Source organism: Polaromonas sp. P1_G4 (assembly GCF_056405475.1).
Genome location: NZ_JBFUCA010000012.1, coordinates 1 through 18894, shown reverse-complemented (window position 1 = coordinate 18894; position 18894 = coordinate 1). Strand labels below are relative to the sequence as shown.

18 protein-coding genes are annotated in these 18894 nt (G+C 64.1%); 9 read left to right on the top strand and 9 right to left on the bottom strand.

All coding sequences use genetic code 11. The features are described 5' to 3' along the window. From AC1D1X_RS01410 to AC1D1X_RS01395, 4 genes are all read left to right on the top strand, one after another. Window positions 1-981 (top strand): Bug family tripartite tricarboxylate transporter substrate binding protein (locus tag AC1D1X_RS01410; protein ID WP_477697715.1); only part of this gene is annotated, 981 nt, incomplete at its 5' end. Window positions 982-988: 7 nt separating this feature from the next. Continuing rightward, entirely contained in the window at window positions 989-2269 is a 1281-nt protein-coding gene (locus tag AC1D1X_RS01405; protein ID WP_477668599.1) for an alpha-hydroxy acid oxidase, read from the top strand. A 23-nt stretch (window positions 2270-2292) separates the two neighbouring features. Further along, window positions 2293-3741 carry an ATP-dependent RNA helicase DbpA gene (dbpA, locus tag AC1D1X_RS01400; RefSeq protein WP_477697714.1) on the top strand — a complete coding sequence of 483 codons (1449 nt, stop codon included), beginning with the start codon at window positions 2293-2295 and terminating at the stop codon, window positions 3739-3741. 359 nt (window positions 3742-4100) lie between these two features. Continuing rightward, a complete protein-coding gene (locus AC1D1X_RS01395; RefSeq protein ID WP_457281319.1) occupies window positions 4101-4967 on the top strand; it encodes a transglutaminase-like domain-containing protein in 867 nt (288 codons plus the stop codon). 21 nt (window positions 4968-4988) lie between these two features. On the opposite strand, the gene AC1D1X_RS01390 is transcribed toward AC1D1X_RS01395, so the two are convergent. After that, window positions 4989-5636, bottom strand: coding sequence for a cysteine hydrolase family protein (locus AC1D1X_RS01390; RefSeq protein ID WP_477668597.1), 648 nt, complete (start codon window positions 5634-5636; stop codon window positions 4989-4991). Window positions 5637-5781: 145 nt separating this feature from the next. Between AC1D1X_RS01390 and AC1D1X_RS01385 the strand changes: the two genes are divergently transcribed. Beyond that, window positions 5782-6780 carry a GlxA family transcriptional regulator gene (locus tag AC1D1X_RS01385; protein ID WP_477668928.1) on the top strand — a complete coding sequence of 333 codons (999 nt, stop codon included), beginning with the start codon at window positions 5782-5784 and terminating at the stop codon, window positions 6778-6780. A gap of 114 nt (window positions 6781-6894) precedes the next feature. On the opposite strand, the gene AC1D1X_RS01380 is transcribed toward AC1D1X_RS01385, so the two are convergent. The 6 genes from AC1D1X_RS01380 to AC1D1X_RS01355 form a co-directional block, all read right to left on the bottom strand. Next, window positions 6895-7875, bottom strand: coding sequence for a branched-chain amino acid ABC transporter permease (locus AC1D1X_RS01380; protein WP_477668596.1), 981 nt, complete (start codon window positions 7873-7875; stop codon window positions 6895-6897). Window positions 7876-7877: 2 nt separating this feature from the next. Beyond that, window positions 7878-8762, bottom strand: a complete 885-nt coding sequence (locus AC1D1X_RS01375; RefSeq protein ID WP_477697713.1) for a branched-chain amino acid ABC transporter permease — start codon at window positions 8760-8762, stop codon at window positions 7878-7880. Between the two features lie 172 nt (window positions 8763-8934). Beyond that, complete coding sequence (locus tag AC1D1X_RS01370; RefSeq protein ID WP_477668595.1) at window positions 8935-10128, bottom strand: ABC transporter substrate-binding protein; 1194 nt, start codon at window positions 10126-10128, stop codon at window positions 8935-8937. Window positions 10129-10202: 74 nt separating this feature from the next. Next, window positions 10203-10907 carry an ABC transporter ATP-binding protein gene (locus tag AC1D1X_RS01365; protein ID WP_477668594.1) on the bottom strand — a complete coding sequence of 235 codons (705 nt, stop codon included), beginning with the start codon at window positions 10905-10907 and terminating at the stop codon, window positions 10203-10205. Next, window positions 10908-11681: an ABC transporter ATP-binding protein gene (locus tag AC1D1X_RS01360; protein WP_477668593.1), complete on the bottom strand. Its 774-nt coding sequence runs from the start codon at window positions 11679-11681 to the stop codon at window positions 10908-10910. A 314-nt stretch (window positions 11682-11995) separates the two neighbouring features. Beyond that, on the bottom strand, window positions 11996-14398 hold the full coding sequence (locus tag AC1D1X_RS01355) for a DUF6600 domain-containing protein (RefSeq protein ID WP_477668592.1): 2403 nt from the start codon (window positions 14396-14398) through the stop codon (window positions 11996-11998). A gap of 177 nt (window positions 14399-14575) precedes the next feature. Here AC1D1X_RS01355 and AC1D1X_RS01350 point away from each other — a divergent pair, with 177 nt between their 5' ends. Both AC1D1X_RS01350 and AC1D1X_RS01345 read left to right on the top strand, forming a co-directional pair. Beyond that, window positions 14576-14728, top strand: a complete 153-nt coding sequence (locus tag AC1D1X_RS01350) for a hypothetical protein (protein WP_477668591.1) — start codon at window positions 14576-14578, stop codon at window positions 14726-14728. Window positions 14729-14740: 12 nt separating this feature from the next. Continuing rightward, window positions 14741-15814: a DUF6352 family protein gene (locus tag AC1D1X_RS01345; RefSeq protein ID WP_477668590.1), complete on the top strand. Its 1074-nt coding sequence runs from the start codon at window positions 14741-14743 to the stop codon at window positions 15812-15814. Window positions 15815-15842: 28 nt separating this feature from the next. Here AC1D1X_RS01345 and AC1D1X_RS01340 read toward each other — a convergent pair whose 3' ends face one another. Next, complete coding sequence (locus AC1D1X_RS01340) at window positions 15843-16154, bottom strand: cupin domain-containing protein (RefSeq protein ID WP_477668589.1); 312 nt, start codon at window positions 16152-16154, stop codon at window positions 15843-15845. Between the two features lie 144 nt (window positions 16155-16298). On the opposite strand from AC1D1X_RS01340, the gene AC1D1X_RS01335 reads away from it, so the two are divergent. Next, window positions 16299-17132, top strand: coding sequence for an aldo/keto reductase (locus tag AC1D1X_RS01335; protein ID WP_477697712.1), 834 nt, complete (start codon window positions 16299-16301; stop codon window positions 17130-17132). Between the two features lie 13 nt (window positions 17133-17145). On the opposite strand, the gene AC1D1X_RS01330 is transcribed toward AC1D1X_RS01335, so the two are convergent. Continuing rightward, window positions 17146-17874 carry a hypothetical protein gene (locus AC1D1X_RS01330; RefSeq protein ID WP_477668587.1) on the bottom strand — a complete coding sequence of 243 codons (729 nt, stop codon included), beginning with the start codon at window positions 17872-17874 and terminating at the stop codon, window positions 17146-17148. Between the two features lie 259 nt (window positions 17875-18133). Here AC1D1X_RS01330 and AC1D1X_RS01325 point away from each other — a divergent pair. Continuing rightward, window positions 18134-18894, top strand: a 761-nt coding sequence (locus tag AC1D1X_RS01325; RefSeq protein ID WP_477697711.1) for a Bug family tripartite tricarboxylate transporter substrate binding protein, incomplete at its 3' end; no start/stop codon positions are given.

Sequence of the window (18894 nt, the reverse complement as noted above, 5' to 3'; positions counted from 1 at the left end):
ACACGTTCCATGACAAACATGCACGCCAGGCGCCGTAGCTTCCTTGCTTCGGCGGCGGCAATCGCCGCGTTCGGCGCCCGGGCGCAGGGCGCCTCTTCGGTTTCGACCCGGATGGTGATTCCATTCGCCGCCGGTGGCGCGACGGACGTCCTCGGTCGCGATCTGGCCCAGGCCATGAGCACGGCCCTGGGACAGCCTTTCATCATCGAGAACGCCGGCGGCGGCGCCGGCGTGCCTGCCATGCAGAAGGTGACAGGCTCGAAGGCCGATGGCCATACGCTGCTCTTCGCCGCCTCCGGCAACATCACGGCACAACCCCTGCTGCAGAAGCCGCGCGTGGACATCCTGACCCAGCTCACGCCGGTGGGGATGATCGCGACGGCACCACACGTGCTGGTGGTGACGGCGAAGATGCCGTTCAAGACGATCGCGGAGCTGGTTGCGTATGCCAGGGCACATCCGGGCCAACTGAACTTCGGCTCTGCGGGCGTCGGGGGATTGGCTCACCTCGGCACGGAACTGTTCGCGCGCGCCGCGCAGATCGACATCAAGCACGTGCCGTACCGCGGGGCTTCGGCGGCGACCACGGACCTTGTCTCCGGCCAGATTCACGCGATGTTCGGAACCATGCCTTCGTTCACCAGCATGGCCCAGAACGGCTCGCTGCGCGTCATCGGCCTCACCGCCCCCAGCGCCGCAGCGCCTCTGAAGGGGATCCCCTTGATTTCGAACACCGTTCGCGGCTTTGGTTACAAGAGCTGGAATGCCATCTTCGCGCCCAACGGAACGCCGGAACCCGTCGTCGCGCGCCTCTACGCGGCGATGAAGAAAGCGTCGCTCGACCCTGGGGTGGCCAGGCGTTTCGAAGAACAGGGGGTCGACATCGAGCTTGCGGATGCGGCCGAGCTCACCGACATGATCCGCAAGGAAACCGGACTTTGGGACAAGGTGATCCGCGAAGCAAACATCCAGGTGAACTGATCTCTGTATGTCGCAACTCGCCTCTTCCGGGGCCGTGCCGAGGGTGACGCGCCTGTCGCCGGGAGCACGTCCCGCCGCGCCGCCGGGCTTGCGGAAATTCCTGTCGTTGCGGGATTTCGAGACAGGCGCCCGGCGCCACCTGCCGCGCCCGCTCTTTGAATACATCGCCGGCGGAGCGGAAGACTCGGCCTCGCTGCACGATAACCGCGCGGCATTCCTGGAGTTCGGTTTCGTCACGCGAGTACTGCGCAACGTGTCCGGCCGCAGCCAGGCGGTCGACCTTCTCGGTAGGCGCTACACATCACCGTTCGGTATCGCGCCTATGGGCATCAGTGCGCTCAGTGCGTATCGCGGCGACCTCGTGCAGGCCCGCGCAGCGGCGGCCGAGGGCGTGCCGATGATCATGAGCGGCTCCTCACTCATCCCGCTGGAAGAGGTGATGGCCGCCGCCCCGGAGACCTGGTTCCAGGCTTACCTGCCGGGCGAGACCGCCAAGATCGAGGCGTTGATCGACCGCGTCGACCGTGCGGGCGTCGAGACGCTCGTGCTGACGGTCGACACCGCCGTGCTCGCCAACCGCGAGAACAACATCCGTGCAGGCTTTTCCACGCCCCTGCGACCGGGCTTTCGCCTGGCGTGGGAGGGGCTCACCCACCCGCGCTGGACGATCGGCACCTTCCTGCGGACGCTCGTTATCCACGGCATGCCGCACTTCGAGAACTCGTACGCGACCCGTGGCGCTCCGATCCTCTCGTCGCAAGTGGCTCGTGACTTCGGCGCCAAGGACCACCTGGACTGGGAGCACCTGGCCCTCATTCGCCGCAAATGGAAGCGCACCCTGGTGGTCAAGGGCATCATGAACCACGAGGACGCACGCAAGGTGCGGGACATGGGCGCCGACGGCCTGATCGTGTCGAACCACGGCGGCCGCCAGCTCGATGGCACGGTCTCGCCGCTGCGCGTGCTGCCCGAGGTCGTCCGGGCGGTTGGCGCCGACTTCCCGGTCATGATGGATAGCGGCATCCGGCGCGGGACGGACGTCCTGAAGGCGCTCGCACTCGGCGCCAGGTTCGTGTTCGTGGGCCGCCCGTTCAACTATGCGGCCGCCGTCGCCGGCGAAGAGGGTGTGCGCCATGCAATCCGCATCCTGGCCGACGAAGTCCAGCGTGATCTGGGCCTGCTCGGGCTGACCTCCATTTCGGAAGTGCGCAGCGCACAGTTGCGCGACCTGGCACTCGCGAGGGGGGGTGACCATGGGCTGCAAATGCAGTCTGGTTCAGGCCGCTGAAGGCCCGGCACCGATAATGGGGGATGAGCTCCTCTCCTTCCCCTTCTTTCTCTTCTTCCGCCGGCAACACCGACTTCGCCAGCTTGCCGCTAAACGCGGCCGTTTTGGCCAACCTGCAGCAGCTCGGCTACCTCAGCATGACGCCCATCCAGGCCGCCAGCCTGCCGGTGGCGCTGCTGGGCAAAGACCTGATTGCCCAGGCCAAAACCGGCAGCGGCAAGACCGCCGCCTTTGCCATTCCCTTGCTGGCCAACCTCAATGCGCGGCGCTTTGCGGTGCAGGCCATGGTGCTTTGCCCCACGCGTGAGCTGGCCGACCAGGTGGCGACCGAGATCCGCCGTCTGGCGCGGGCCGAGGAAAACACCAAGGTGGTGGTGCTGTGTGGCGGTGTGCCGCTGCGCAACCAGACCGCCAGCCTGGAAAACGGCGCGCACATTGTGGTGGGTACGCCGGGCCGCATCATGGACCATCTGGCGCGCGGCAATTTGACCCTGGAAGCGCTGAACACCCTGGTGCTCGATGAGGCCGACCGCATGCTGGACATGGGATTCTTCGAGGACATCGTCACCGTCGCCAAGCAGTGCCCCAAAGAGCGGCAGACCCTGCTGTTCTCGGCAACCTATCCTGAAGGCATTGCCAAACTAAGCCAGCAGTTCATGAAGACGCCCCAAACCATCACCGTCCAGGCCCAGCATGAGAAGACCAAGATCCAGCAGCGCTGGTACCAGGTGCCCGACAGCGACCATGACGAAGCCCGCCTGGGCGCCGTTGCGCAGGTACTGCGGCATTTCCGCCCGGCCAGCACGCTGGCGTTCTGCAACACCAAGTCGCAGTGCCGCGCACTGGTGGCCTATTTGAAAGAGCAGGGTTTTAGCGCGCTGGCGCTGTTCGGCGAACTGGAGCAGCGCGAGCGCGACCAGGTGCTGGTGCAATTTGCCAACYGCAGTTGCTCGGTGCTGGTGGCCACCGATGTGGCCGCCCGCGGCCTGGACATTGCGCAGCTCGTGATGGTCATCAACGTCGACGTGACGCCGGACGCCGAAGTGCACATTCACCGCATCGGCCGCACTGGCCGCGCTGATGAAGAGGGCTGGGCCATCAGCCTGGCGAGCATGGACGAGATGGGTTATGTCGGGAAAATCGAGGTGCTGCAAAAGGCTGAATCCGAATGGCACAAACTGACCGAGCTGACGCCGGCCAGCAATGAACCGTTGCTACCGCCCATGGTGACGCTGCAGATTGTGGGGGGCCGCAAGGAAAAAATCCGCGCCGGCGACGTGCTGGGCGCGCTGACCGGCGAGGCCGGCTTCACGCGCGAGCAGGTCGGCAAGATCAACGTGAATGAGTTCTCCACCTATGTGGCGGTGGACCGCTCGATTGCCGCCGAAGCCCTGCACAAGCTGTCCACCGGGCGGGTCAAGGGCAAAAGCGTGAAGGTGCGGCTGCTGGATGACGAACCTGAAGGCCGTTGACCCGAATTTGCAAGAAAAATCTGCCTCCAGCCCATATCTGACGGGCGCAAGCAGCTATTGAATTAATAGCAAATGAAGAGCTGGGTCATGCCGGCAGCCCTGACATGTAGGCGCCCATGCCACCCGCAAGCCGGACACCACGTATTCATGGCGGGCGCCAAAGCCGCAAACCGCCGCAAATCGCCGGTATCCGCCTCGAAGAGGTCCACAATGACCGGTACACCAGATCAGCGCGCTTTTGCGCAGGTGCCCGCCTGCGGCGAGCGCCACGCTGAGAGGCTCCCTTTATTGATTGACGATTTGCGCGGCGGCAGGCTTGCTCCAGGCCTGCTCCTTGCGCAACGGCAAGGAAAGAATCCATGGTCAGGCTCCAGTTTTCCGTCGAACTCAACTACGACGTCGCGCCTCCGGGCGGCGACTTCATCTTCAACGTCCACGCGGCGCACACGCAGCAGCAAATCGTGCAGGCCGAAAACCTGCAGGTCAGCCAGCCGGTGCCCTTCACCATCGACACCGACCCGGCGAGCCGCAACCGCTACCTGCGCCTGCAGGCCCAGCCCGGCCCACTGAGCGTGCGCTATGAAGCCACCGTAGACATTTACCACTACACAGCGGCTCCCGGTGAGCTGGGCGAGGTGCCGGTCTGCCAGCTTCCCGGTGCCGTGCTGCCCTACATCTACCCGAGCCGCTACTGCCAGTCCGACCGGCTGCAGAAGCTGGCCTCCAACGAGTTTGGCCATTTGCAGCAAGGCTACAGCCGGGCAGAGGCCATCTGCCAGTGGGTGCAGCAGCGCGTGAGTTTCGAGTCCAACAGCTCGCACGGCAGCACTTCCGCCATTGACACGGTGGTGGAGCGCGTCGGGGTTTGCCGCGACTTCGCGCATTTGATGATCGCGCTGTGCCGCGCTCTCAACCTGCCGGCGCGTTTTGCCACCGGCATTGACTACGGCGCCGACCCCGCGCTCGGCCCCACCGACTTCCATGCCTATGTCGAGGTCTACCTGGGTCACCGCTGGTACCTGTTCGATCCGTCAGGCACCGCCATTCCCATGGGCTTTGTGCGGTTCGCTACCGGCCGTGATGCGGCCGATGCCGCCTTTGCCATGTTGTTCGGCAGCGTCACGTCCAGCGCGCCCATCATCCACATCCAGGCTGTGCCGGATGGGTATGGGCAACTGGTCGTGCCGCAGCGCGTGAACCATGCGCTCTCGACTGACGGCCTCTGAGGGCCGACGCAAAGTTGCCTGTTACCGGCCGGCAATGGCCGCGCGGTTTGACGCGAGGACGTTGTTCTTCTCCAGCCGCCCGCCGGCCTGCACAGCGGCGATCCAGGCGTCGGTGGAGCCTGTGGCGGCAAAGCGCGAGTGAAACACCACGCTGAACACGCGGTGGATTTCTTCGGCGCTGGCCCGGCCGGCCTCGTTGGCATACGGCAGTGCGCCACTGGCATCCTGCAAAAACTCCACATGCAGGCCGCGGTGCGTGGCCTCAAAAATCGTGGAGGCGTCGCAGTTGTGCGTCATGTAGCCGACCACCGTCAGGGTGTCGATGCCGTGCGCTTCCAGCCAGGCCGCGAAGTCGGTGCCGGTGTAGACACTGGGCCAGGCTTTCTCGATGTAGTGGTCACGCGGACGGCTTGCCACAGTCTCGTGCAGCTCCCATGTGGGTGAATCTTTGGCGAACACGGGCGCTGCGGTCGACTCGCTGTGTTGCACCACGACGACCGGAATGCCCGCGGCGCGCGCCGCATCCATGGCGCGGCCGATGTTTGGCAAGGTCTTTTCCACCGGCGGGTATTCGATAAGCAGGCCGCCGCCGCTGAAATATTCCTTTTGCACGTCGATGACGACGAGGGCGCGGCGTGGTACTGCGGGCTTTGAGTTCTGGATGGCCATGTGTTTGCTCCTGCGGGTTGTTGCTGAATCAAGTGATCAACGGATGCTGATGGTGTGATTGTTGGGCGCGGCACGTTTTCCGGGAAGTGGCCCAATTGAAAATATTCGATAGAATCGGGCCATGTCGAAAAAAGCACTTCCACAGATGCCGGTCGTCGGCAAGTCACGCATCAAGTCACGCACCGCAAGCCAGCTCAGCACGGTCGCCGTGGTGGCGTTTGACGGCATCAGCCCATTTCACCTCTCCGTGCCGTGCATGGTGTTCGGCAATGATTTTTCAGGGCCCGATCTGCCGCGTTTCAGGTTGCTGGTGTGCGCCGAAACGCCGGGCAGTTTGCATACGACAGCGGGCTTCACCATTGCGGTAGAGCACAGCTTGAGCGTGCTGGCCAAGGCGCAGACCGTGGTGGTGCCGTCGTGGCGGGACCCGATGGAGCGGCCGTCCGAAGCCCTGCTCAAGGCTTTGCGTGCGGCGCACAGGCGCGGCGCGCGCATCGTCGGGCTGTGCCTGGGGGCTTTTGTGCTGGCCGAGGCCGGCTTGCTCGACGGCCGGCCCGCCGCCACGCACTGGGCGCTGGCGCCGGCTTTTGCCGAGCGCTATCCGCAGGTCATGTTGCAGCCCGATGTGCTGTATGTGGACGACGGTGATGTGCTGACCTCAGCGGGCACGGCTGCTGGCATTGACTGCTGCCTGCATCTGCTGCGCCGGGACTTCGGCGCCGAAGCTGCCAACCGTGTGGCGCGCCGCATGGTGGTGGCGCCGCAGCGGCAGGGCGGGCAAGCACAGTACGTGGAACAACCTCTCCCGGCCACAGGCTCCGACCACCGGCTGTCGGCCATCCTGGCGTGGGTGCAGGAAAACCTGCGCCAGCCCCACAGCCTCGACACGCTGGCGGCACGTGCCCTGATGAGCCGGCGCACCTTCACCCGGCACTTCCGGCAGATCACCGGCACCACCGTGGGCCAGTGGCTGACCAGCCTGCGCCTGGCGCTGGCGCAGCGGCAACTCGAATCAACCGACCGCTCAATGGAGCAGATTGCCCAGGACGCAGGGTTCGGCTCGGCGGTATCCCTGCGGCAGCACTTTGCGGCGACGCTTGGAACCTCGCCGTCGATGTACCGGCGCGAGTTCCGTGGCAACTGATTTTGAGGAAATGAGGCTGCTAGCCAATGGTGACGAGCGCAAGCGGCTATTAAAACAATAGCAACTGAAGGGCTTTAAAAGCAGCCGGACGGGACGGCCGCCTGGCCCTGCCGGTCAGGGTTTTGCCGAGGCAGCCTTGGCCGCGGCGCGGCGGCGTTCGAGGAAGGCCTGCAACTCACCGATCACACCCTTGCGGAAGGCCAGCACGCACAGCACAAAGATCGCGCCGATGATGACGGTGACCCAGGAGCCGACCTTGTCGGCCAGCAGGTTCTGCAGCGCGATCACGATGCCTGAACCCATGACCGGGCCGAAGAAAGTGCCGACGCCGCCCAGCAGGGTCATCAGGATGACTTCGCCCGACATGGACCAGTGCACGTCCGACAGCGTGGCAAAACCCATGACCAGGGTCTTCATCGAACCGGCCAGGCCGGCCAGCGCGGCCGATAGCACAAAGGCCAGCAGCTTGTAGCGGTCGACGTTGTAGCCCAGCGAGATGGCGCGGGGCTCGTTCTCGCGGATCATCTTGAGCACCTGGCCGAAGGGCGAGTGCACGATGCGCGAGATGAACAGGAAGCAGGCCACAAAAATCGCCACCACCACGTAATACAGCGAGATGTCGGATTCGAGCGGCAGCAGGCCGAACAGCTTGCCGCGTGGCACGCCCTGCAGGCCGTCTTCGCCGCCGGTAAAGCTCGCCTGCAGGCAGACGAAGTAGACCATCTGCGCAATCGCCAGCGTGATCATGGCGAAATAAATGCCCTGGCGGCGGATGGCCACCAGGCCGACCAGCAGGCCGATCAGCCCGGCCGCCACCGCGCCGGCCAGCAGAGCCAGTTCGGGTGTCCAGTTCTGCGACTTGATGAACCAGCCGGTGACATAAGCGGCAGAGCCGAAGAATGCGGCATGGCCGAACGAGAGCAGGCCGGTAAAACCCAGCAACAGATTGAAGGCGCAGGCGAAGAGCGCAAAGCAAAGCAGCTTCATCACAAACACCGGGTAGAGACCCAGGAAGGGCGCGGCCAGCGCAAAAGCCAGCAGGACGAGGTAAGTGATGCGCAGCATGTTGGCGGCTTTGGTGGAGAGGGCGCTCATGGTCAGGCTTCCTTTCCGAAGAGGCCGGCGGGCCGGAACATCAACACGATGACCATGATGACGAATACCACGATGTTGGACGCTTCAGGATAAAACACCCGGGTCAGGCCTTCGACGATGCCCAGGCCCAGGCCGGTGATGACCGAGCCGAGGATGGAGCCCATGCCGCCGATCACGACGACGGCAAAGACCAYGATGATCAGGTTGGAGCCCATCAGCGGGTTGACCTGGATGATGGGTGCGGCCAGCACGCCGGCCAGGGCTGCCAGGGCGGCGCCCGCGCCGTAGGTCAGCATCACCATCATGGGGACGTTGATGCCAAAGGCCTGCACCAGCGGCGCGTTTTCGGTGCCGGCGCGCAGGTAGGCGCCCAGCCGGGTGCGTTCGATCAGGAACCAGGTGCCCAGGCAGACCACCAGCGACACCACCACCACCCAGGCGCGGTAAATCGGCAGGCGCATGAAGCCGAGGTCCATGGAGCCGGCCAGCAGGTCGGGCACGTTGTAGTTCTGGCCCGAGACACCGTAAATTTCACGGAAGACGCCCTCGAGCACCAGCGCCAGGCCGAAGGTCAGCAGCAGGCCGTAGAGCGGATCAAGCTTGTACAAGTGCTTGAGGAAGAGCCGTTCGATGATGACGCCGAGAATACCGACCGTCAGCGGCGCCAGCACCAGCGCGAACCAGTAATTCATGCCGAACTGGTCGAGCATGATCCAGGCGGCAAAAGCGCCCAGCATGTAGAGCGCACCGTGCGCAAAGTTGACGATGCCCAGCAGACCGAAAATCACCGCGAGCCCCAGGCTCAGCATGGCGTAGAAGGCGCCATTGACCAGGCCCAGCATCAGCTGGCCCATAAACGCTTGCAGGGGAATACCGAAAATTTCCATGGGAACCTGTCAGGACACCGATACCGTTACTTGTGGCGGGAGTGCAAGGGTTTTTCAAAGAAGCAGCCGGTCATTCTGCATTTCTGCGAAATGACCGGCTGGATCGAACCCTCGTTCTACCCCGCTTTTTGTTTTTTCGTCAGTTCAACGTTTGCGCAGTTGCAGTGATGCTTTACTTCTTGAGAGCCGAGCACTTGGATTCGGCCACCGTGGTGAAAGCCTGCTCGCCCGGCACCTTGGCGATGGTCTTGTAGTAGTCCCATGGCGTGCCCGAATCCTTGGAGCTCTTGACTTCGTACAGGTACATGTCGTGGATCATGCGGCCGTCGGCGCGGATCTGGCCCTTGTTGTAGAAGTCTTCGATCTTCATGCCCTTGAGCGTGCTCATGACCTTGTCGGAATCGGTCGTGCCGGCGGTCTGCACGGCCTTGAGGTAGCTCAGGGTGGCGGAGTAGTCGGCCGCCTGCAGGCTGGAAGGCATGCGCTTGTATTTATCGAAGAAGCGCTTGGCGAACTTGCGCGAGGCGTCGTCCTGGTTCCAGTACCAGCTGTCGGCCAGTTGCAGGCCTTCGGTGTTGGCCAGGCCCAGGGAGTGCACGTCGTTGATGAATACCAGCAGGCCGGCAACCTTCATGGTCTTGCCGATGCCGAATTCCTTTGCGGCCTTCATGGCGTTGGTGAAGTCGCCGCCAGCATTGGCCAGTGCCAGGATTTGCGCCTTGGAAGACTGCGCCTGCAGCAGGAAGGACGAGAAGTCCGAGGCGTTCAGCGGATGGCGGACGGTGCCGGCGACGGTGCCGCCGTTGGCCTTGACCACGGTGGAGGCATCCCCCTCGAGCGAGTAGCCGAAGGCGTAGTCGGCGGTCAGGAAGTACCAGCTCTTGTTGCCGGCCTTGACCAGCGCGGAACCGGCGACCTTGGCCAGCGAGACCGTGTCGTAGGCGTAGTGGACGGTGTAGGGCGAGCAGTCTTCATTGGTCAGGCGGGCCGAACCGGCGCCGATGACGAGGAAGGGTTTCTTCTTTTCGGTGGTGACCTTGGACATGGCCAGTGCCGTGCCGGAGTTGGTACCGCCAATCAGCATCTGCAGGCCGTCCTTGTCGATCCATTCACGTGCCTTGGACGACGCGACGTCGGCCTTGTTCTGGTGGTCGGCGCTCAGCACCTCGATGGGGCGGTTCAGGACCTTGCCGCCGAAATCCTGCACGGCCCACCTCAGCATTTCAGCGCCGGCGGGGCCGTCGATGTCGGCGTAAAGGCTGGACATGTCGGTGATGATGCCGATCTTGATCGGGCCAGTGTTCTGTGCGAAGGCTGCGCCTGTGAGGCCAAGGGCGAGTGCGGCAACAAGTGCTTTGAGTTTCATGATGTCTCCTGTTATGGAAGGGGTGAACTTGGGGGGAATCGAGGGGACTAAAAAAGGGTTCGGCATGCCCGGCGTCAGACGCCCAGGTATTCCTGCAGCATGCCCATGTTGCCGGCCAGCTCGTTTTGCGCAAACTGCTTGACGATGCGGCCGTGTTCCATGACGTAGAAGCGATCAGCCAGCGGCGCGGCGAAGCGGAAGTTCTGTTCCACCAGCACGATGGTGTAACCCTTGGCCTTGAGCGTGAGGATCATCTCTGCGAGTTTTTGCACGATGACGGGCGCCAGGCCTTCGGAAATTTCATCGAGCAGCAGGAGGCGCGCGCCGGTGCGCAAAATGCGCGCCACGGCCAGCATCTGCTGTTCGCCGCCAGACAGTCGCGTGCCGGGGCTGCTGGCGCGTTCCTTGAGGTTGGGAAACATTGCGTAGATTTCGTCCAGGCTCATCCCGCCGGGGGCTATGGTGGGCGGCAGCATCAGGTTTTCTTCGGCTGTCAGGCTGGCGAAAATGCCGCGCTCTTCGGGGCAGTAGCCCACGCCCAGACGCGCCACCTTGTGCGGCGCGAGCTTGATGGCTTCTTCGCCGTTGATCTTGATGGAGCCCTTGCGCGCACCCGTCATGCCGACGATGGCGCGCATGGTGGTGGTGCGCCCCGCGCCGTTGCGGCCCAGCAGTGTTACCACCTCGCCTTCGTTGACGGTGAGGTTCACGCCATGCAGGATGTGCGACTCGCCGTACCAGGCGTGCAGGTCTTCTATCTTGAGGAGCTCTTTGGTCATCTAGTGCGCCCCTTGAAGCTCGGTGTTCGCTGTGCCCATATAAGCTTCGATCACCAACGGATTCGCTGACACTTCGGCATATGGCCCGTCGGCAATGATGGCGCCGCGCTGCAGCACCGTGATGCGGTCGGCGATCGACGACACCACGTTCATGTTGTGCTCGACCATCAGGATGGTCCGGCCAGCCGAGACTTTTTTGATCAGCTGCGTCACGCGGTCCACGTCTTCGTGGCCCATGCCCTGCGTGGGTTCGTCCAGCAGCATCAGTTCGGGTTCCAGCGCCAGCGTGGTGGCGAGTTCGAGCGCACGCTTGCGGCCATAGGGCAGGTTCACGGTGAGCTCATCGGCGAAGTCGCTCAGGTCGACTTCGGCCAGCAGCTCGCGGGCACGGTCGTGGAGATGAAACAGCGTTTCTTCCGCTTTCCAGAAATGGAACGAGGTGCCGAGGTTGCGCTGCAAGGCGGCGCGCACGTTTTCCAGGACTGTCATGTGCGGGAAGACCGCAGAGATCTGGAATGACCGCACGATGCCGCGCCGCGCGGTCTGCGCGGGTTGCTCAAACGTAATGTCGTTGCCGTTGTAGACAATGCTTCCGCGCGTGGGGATGAGGAACTTCGTCAGCAGGTTGAAGAAAGTCGTCTTGCCGGCGCCGTTGGGCCCGATCAGCGCATGGATATGCCCGCGCTGGACTTTCAGGTCCACGTTGTTGACTGCCACGAACCCCTTGAATTCCTTGGTCAGCCCTCGTGTTTCGAGAATGAACTCCACTGACAAATTGGTTCTCCGGAAGATGGGTTGGATATCACGGGCGCAAGGTGCCGCGGCGGCTGATGCGGCAGCAGGCGCGAACCCGTGAAACACAGGTGGTCATCCTAGCCACCCACCCTCCGACGCGGTACCGGGTCAGACCCTTAAGTAGTTTTGCGTGATCTAAAGCCCCCACGCTCCCCACTTCGAGCCTACGGCGCGCTGCCCCTTTCCCTACGTATAGGGGCGCTGCGCCTGCGGCCCGGCAAAGCCGGTTCCGCGGCCCCTGCTTGATGAGGAGTGCCCCCTCCGGTAGGAAACCGGCGMCCGTATTGGCTTTTTTATTGCTCGCGGTTGCGGCCTGGGCCGCCTTCGCCGCGCTGGCCGCGCGGATTGGTTGCGTCGGCCTGGCGGGACGGTTTGTCTGGGGTGGCGTCGCGTTGTGACTGCTGTTGCTGCAATTGGTGTTGCCGCCGCTGTTGTTGTTCCTGGGCCTGGGCCTGGCGCTGCTGCTCCTGCTGCGCACGTTGTTGCTGTTGTTGCAAATGCTGCTGTTGTTGCAAATGTTGTTGTTGCTGCAGTTGCAGTTGCAGTTGCTGTTGCTGTTGCTGTTGCTGTTGCTGTTGCTGTTGCTGCTGCTGTTGCTGCTGCTGCTGCTGCTGTCTTTGCGCGGCCTGTTGYTGGCGGGTGTTTTCCTGGTCGCGCTGGGCCTGTTCGCGCAGGGCGCGCTGGCCTATGGATTCTTCACCGGAACGGCGCTGCTGTTCCAGCTGGGGACCCTGAAGCTTTTCCCGCTGTTCCTGTTGCTGGCTGCGACGAGCCTGTTCGGCGGCATGGCGGTCGGCGTTGGCGCGTGCATCGGCATTGGCATTGGCATTCGCAGCCTGGGCGCGTTCCTGCGCTTCCTGGCGGGCCCGCGTATCGCGCTGGGCTTGCTCGCGGAGGGCGCGCTGGCCTATGGCCTCTTCGCCCTGGCGGCGTTGCTGTTCCAGCTGGGGGCCTTGCAGGCGTTCTTTTTGCTCCTGCTGCTGGCGCTGCTGCTCGCGTTGAGCGCGCTGGCTGGCCTCGAGGGCGCTGCGGTCCGGTGCGGGCGAGGGCCGTGCGGCTGGCGCTGCGCCGACCGGCGCGGCGGGGGAAGCGGGAGCGGCGGCTTGTGGCCGGGCGTCGTGGTCCCTGCCGGCAGCGGGACCGGCGCGGTGCTCGTCCCGGTTGTTGTCATCGCGCCTGCCGTCCCGGCGATCATCCCTGCGGTCGCTGCGGCTGCTGACCACCGGCCGCGTGGCCACGGCGGGCGGCGGCAATGCGGCGGCGGCCACGGGGCGCTGCTGCGCGTGCAGCTCCGACGGATTCGGGCGCTGCGGCAGGGCGCCGCGGTCGGCCACGAGTTGTGCGCGGCCCAGGTCGGCGCTGCTCAGCCGGTGGGGATTGCCGTGCACAGGCCGGCCGCGCTCGAAGTCCTCGCGGCTGACAGCCGTCACCGCTGCAGGCTGGCGCTGGTAGCGGTAAATATTGGTCACGTTGACGGTGTTGTTGACCACGATGTTGTGGTTCACCTGCGTGACGTAGCGCGGGCTCACGCGGTAGGCGGGGCGAAAGGCTTCGCCGGGTGCCAGCGGGAACCAGCCCACACCGGGCCGCGGTGCGCCGCCGATGGAAATGTTCCAGTTCACACCGCCGCTGCTGCCGCCCACAAAAGCGACGAGGGCGGGCGCATAGACAGGGCGCGGTGCCAGCCGGCCCGGCACCCAGGCCCAGCGCGGGCCGATTTGTGCCCAGCGGCCATAGTGAAACGGTGCAAACCCCCAGGGCGCGTCGTCCACCCAGGTCCAGCCCCAGGGCGAGACCCAGGCCCAGTGGCCGACGCGGTAGGGCGCCCAGTTGGCGGGCACGGCGCGCGGTATCCAGACGGCACCGTAGGCCGGGTCCTGACTCCAGTTACCGTAGCTGTCGAGCTGCTGGTAGCCCACGGTTTCGCGCGGTATGTAACGCGCCGAAACCGACTGGTCTTCACGCCGGTCGCGGTTAGCGGCCCACAGGTCAAAACTGTCCTGCTGTGCGGCGCCCGGTCCTGCCGGGGTGAGCTGCGTGCCGCTGAAGTTGGCCTGCTGGCGGCTTTGCAGCGTGACGGGGGCGACGCCGTCGCCATAAATCACGCCGCTGCCCGACTGGGCCACCACGCGCGTCGTGTTGCTGGCAGGGTCGACGTCCAGCCGGTAGTCACCGGGCTGCGACACCACAAACGCGAGGTTGGGCGTATCCACTTCCAGGCGCTGGCCTTCGTAGAGGGCCCGCACGCGCAGCTTGAGCGTGCCTTGGGCGAGGCGCAGCTGGGTGGTGTTGTCGTCCAGTGCCTGGAAATCCAGGCTGGTCTGGCTGTTCATGCGCAGCGCGGTCGAGCCCACGTACAGTTCCGAGCGGGCGCCGGGGCCCGTCCACAGCCTGTCGCCGGCTGTCAGCGGCCGGTTCAGCATGGCGGGTGTCCAGGCCGGGGCTTCTGCCGGGTTGTTGCTGTCGCCCGGTGCGAAGCTTACGGCGCCTTCGGCCAGGTTAAGTCTGGCGACCCGGCCGGGTGGGTCCAGCTGGGCGCCCTGAGGCGCAGGTTCCTGCGCCCAGGCAACGGGCTGCAGCAATGCCAGCAGGACTGCAAAGGCCAGCAGCACGAAGTACCCGTAAAGGTGCGAAGGCCGGAAGGCCGTGTGGTCGGTATGGGACGAATTTGTGTCGCCGGTGTCGATTGCTGTCATGTTGAACGCTCTCTTCCTGTCTTGCGGGACATGGATGGACTGGAAGGCGGGCTGACACGTAACGGTCGTGATCGCATCGTGATCGCCAGCCTGATGAGGAGACCTTACCCAGTACAACGTGCGTGACGATGGATGGAGTGCTAACAGGCAGTAAAGATTGCGAAACAGAAGGCAGGAATGAAACGGGATGTAATGTCCGCAGCGGCTGATCTTTCTGTTGATGACATTTTTATTAGAGAAAAATGCCTGCAAGTCAATGCAGACGAGCGCGAGCAGCTATCAAAAAAGGAGCGACTGGGTTGCGGCGAAAAAATGGCGCGTGCAATATGAGACGATTGCCCCATGCAAGATTTCTGGCCTTCCAGTGGCTTTTCCCGGCTCCAGCGCAACGCACGCGGCTGGCTCGCCCTTTCCGACGACTATCTGCGGCTCTTCCTCGCGCGGCCCGAACTCGCGCCGGTGGCGGAGTCATGCGATGCCGAACGTGCCTTGCACGCCGCACTGGTGGCCGCGCCGTCCCGGCCGGTCTCGCCTGCCGAATTGACGGCCCTGCAAGATGCGGATGCGCGTGACAACTACAAGCTGTTTTTGCGCTTTCGCGATGGCTTGCTCGCCGCCGGCACGCTGGAGGCGTATTACCTGAGCCTGTTCCCGCGGGACGGAACGGGCCGCATCGACATACCGCCGTTGTTCATCGACCTGGTTGCCCAGGCCGTTGTCCACAATGTGCTGCAGGGTTCCACCGACGCATATGAAGTGCGCGCCGCTGAAATGCTGTTTCGCCCGCAGCGCATCAGTACACAGGACGGCCAGGTGCTAAGCGGCGACCAGGAGGTGATCGACATGTTCAATGAGACCGGCGGTGTGGGCGACTTCGGCCGCTTCCTTGCGGAGGCCAAGGCGCCGGTGCCTGTTGTGGAGCTGCAGGTGCTCAATGACGACAACGCTTTCACGTATTGGCAGCAGCCGGGCCGCCACCGTTTTTTGCTGGACCTGACGCATGAAGTCAGCAACGACCTGAGCCACGGCCTGGTCTTCACCATGGTGCGTGCCCGCTCAGGTCTCAAGGCGCTGGCAAGTGTGTTGCAGAAGTGGGTGAAGCATTTTCTGGGCGTTGAAGTCACCATCCGGCCCGTGCAGAAAGTGGACGATGAAGCCTGGCGCTGGCATGTAGGGCTGGACCTGGACTCCACAGCCTTGCTCAATGACCTGTATGAGGGAAGGGACGTTGCGCCCGACCGGCTGCAGCGCCTGGTCAGCCTGTTCCGGCTGGAGTTTGTGGACACGCGGGAAATGCGCGGCGACGTGGCTGGCAAGCCGGTGTACCTGGGGTTGATGATGAACGCCGACGGGGTGGTAAAGCTCAAGCCGCAAAACCTGCTGGTGAACCTGCCGCTGCTGCCTGCAGCTTCCTAGGGGTGTGCGCGGATCAAGCCGGATCGTTTCAGTCGCTGCCCTCCACTTCCACCACCAGCACGCGGGCCTCGCCCACCGGCGAGGCCACATGCTCGGTGCCCACGCTCGCGAAAAAGATGTCACCGGTTTCCAGCATCACGGAGCATTGTCCGCAGTTGTCGCGGTAGCGCATTTCCACACGGCCATCGAGCACCGCAAACACTTCTTCGCCTTCGTTGATATGCCATTTGTAGGGTTTGTCGGTCCAGTGCAGTCGGGTGGTGATGCCCTGCATATTGGCTACTGTCAGCGCGCCCCAGGCGCGTGCTGCGGTGAAATCCTTGCTTCGGATGATCTTCATGTCGGTCTCCATCAGGTGCATTGAAAGCTTCGCCATGCTACGTCGCGGGGCCGACGGAACCATGAATTCTTCGGCGCCCATTGATTCTGTATCCGCATCACTGAAATGCGCCGTTCAGGACTGCGCGGCGCTAAGATGGTTTGCATGAAAAGCGTATTGCTGCCCTGCGGCGAAGCCGTTCCCGCCCTGGGCATGGGAACCTGGAATATGGGCGATGCGCCGGCGCGGCGCGCCGACGAACTCGCGACCCTGCAGCTCGGCCTGGACCTGGGCTGTACGCTGGTCGATACCGCGGAAATGTATGGCGAGGGGCTGGCCGAAGAGCTTGTTGGCGAGGCGCTGCAGGGACGGCGTGATGAGGCCTTTATCGTGAGCAAGGTGTATCCGCACAATGCCTCGAAGGCGGGCACGGTGGCCGCCTGCGAGCGCAGCCTGCGGCGGCTGCGCACTGACCGTATCGATCTTTATCTGTTGYACTGGCGGGGTTCGGTTCCGCTGGCCGAAACCATGCAGGCTTTGATGGCGCTGCAAAAGGCCGGCAAGATCCGTCACTACGGCGTGAGCAACCTTGACCTCTCCGACATGCAGGAGCTGTGGCAAGTGCCCGGCGGTCAGGGCGTGCAAATCAACCAGCTGCTGTACAACCTCACGCGCCGCGGCATTGAGTGGGACTTGCTGCCATGGCTGCATGAACGCAAGGTACCGGTCATGGCCTATTCACCGATCGAGCAGGCGCGGCTGCTGCGCCATGCGGGCCTGACCCGCTTCGCCGCGCGCCACGGCATGCAACCCGCCCAGGCGGCACTGGCCTGGGTGCTGGCGCAGGGCGGCGTCATCGCGATTCCCAAAACCAGCCATCCGGAACGGCTGCGCGAGAACGCCGCGGCAGCGCAGATCCGGCTCAGCGATGAACAACTGGCTGAACTGGATGTGTTGTTCAAGCCGCCTTCCCGCGCCACCTCGCTGGAGATGATCTAGACCTTTCCAGGGGTCAACGCATCAGCCACATCCCTACTGCCAGCAAGGCCGCCTGGACGGCCATGGCGATGTAGAGCGGCTTGCGGGAAGGCGTGGCGGCATCCTGAAGCGTCTGGCTAATACGCTGCGCGAGCAGAGTGCGCAACACGGGGTCAGGCGAACCTGGTGCTGGCGCAGGTGCGGCCTCGGCGGCGCGGGCCTGCTGCCATTGCGCCAATACATCAGCCAGCGGCAGGCGGTTCACCACGAAATTGATCATGCCGCGCACGGCGCGTCCCTGGCCCAGCACGGGCGCCAATTGCTGACCGATGGCATCGGCCGACAGCATCTCTGACACCCGTTCGAGTGCACCCTTGGTTCGCGGCATGGCCTCGATGCGTGCGGCAATCGCGTCCGTCAAGCGCTGCGACATGGCCTCTCCATGACCCGTCACGACTTGCTGTATGGCCCGGCTGCGGCCACGCGCCACGCCCAGCATCAGGTAAATCGGAACAAAGGCCAGCAGCAGCATGCTGACCAGCAAGGGCGGTGAAAACAGCAAGGCGAGGATGGCGCCGGCGCCGCCGGCGTGCGCTGCGGCAGGCATGCCAGGGCCGGACAGCCGGCTCAGGTAGAAGAAGAACACGCCACCGCCCAGCAGGAAAGCCAGCAAACCACCCATGGCGACGGAACTGGCAAACGCCATGCCGGCTTTGGCGCCGGTGCGCACCATGGATGGCGCGGCAGAAGAGTTTGATGACATGCAAGGCCCCCCTATTTTTTAAAGGGCTGATCATAAGCGGCGCTTGCGGGGGCGCTGGTGGTGCATGGCAGACGCTGCAGCCCGTCCGCGCCATCGCCGATCGAGACGCCGGACCCCGCGGATCACGGCCGGGCCGCGCGGCACCGCCATGTTGTATAGACAGGCCGCCGAATAAAATCTGAGGTCAAACCGGCTGCAAGCGGGTGCGTCTTTTCCATTCGCCTTATGCTTGCCAAGCCCCATAAGGAGACCTTTCCCCATGCTTCGCAAGTTTTTGTCGTTCATCGCTCTCGCGCTCATGCTCTGTGCCGCGCAGGCCCAAACATACCCGGCCAAGCCGATACGCCTGATCGTTCCGTTTCCGCCCGGCGGCGGCACCGACATCCTGTCGCGCCTGGTGGCCACCAAATTGACGGAGGTCAGCAAGTGGACCGTGGTGCCCGATAACCGCGGCGGCGCCGGCGGCACCATCGGCATTGCCGAAGCCGTACGCGCAGCGCCTACGGGCTATGACATGGTCATGGGCCAGAAGGACAACCTGGTTGTTGCCCCCTGGCTCTACAAGAACCTCAGCTACGACCCGACCAAAGACCTGGTGGCGGTGGCCCATGTGGCTTACACGCCGGTGGTGATCGTCACGGGCGTGCAGTCGCGCTTCAAGACGCTGGCCGACGTGGTGGCGGCAGCCAAAGCAGCGCCCGACTCCATCACCTACGGCTCGCCCGGCAATGGCACGACCATCCACCTGGCCGGCGAGATCTTCAACAGCGCCGCCAACATCAAGCTGCGCCACGTGCCCTACAAGGGTTCCAACCCGGCCATGATGGACGTGCTGGCCGGCAACGTGGACCTCATGGTGTCCTCGCTGCCCTCGGCCATTGCCCAGATCAAGTCGGGCAAGCTGCGCCCGCTGGCCGTCACCTCGGCCCGCCGCAGCACCTCGCTGCCGGACGTGCCCACGGTGGCCGAACTGGGCTACAAGGACTTTGACGTCAGCACCTGGTACGGCCTCTTCATGCC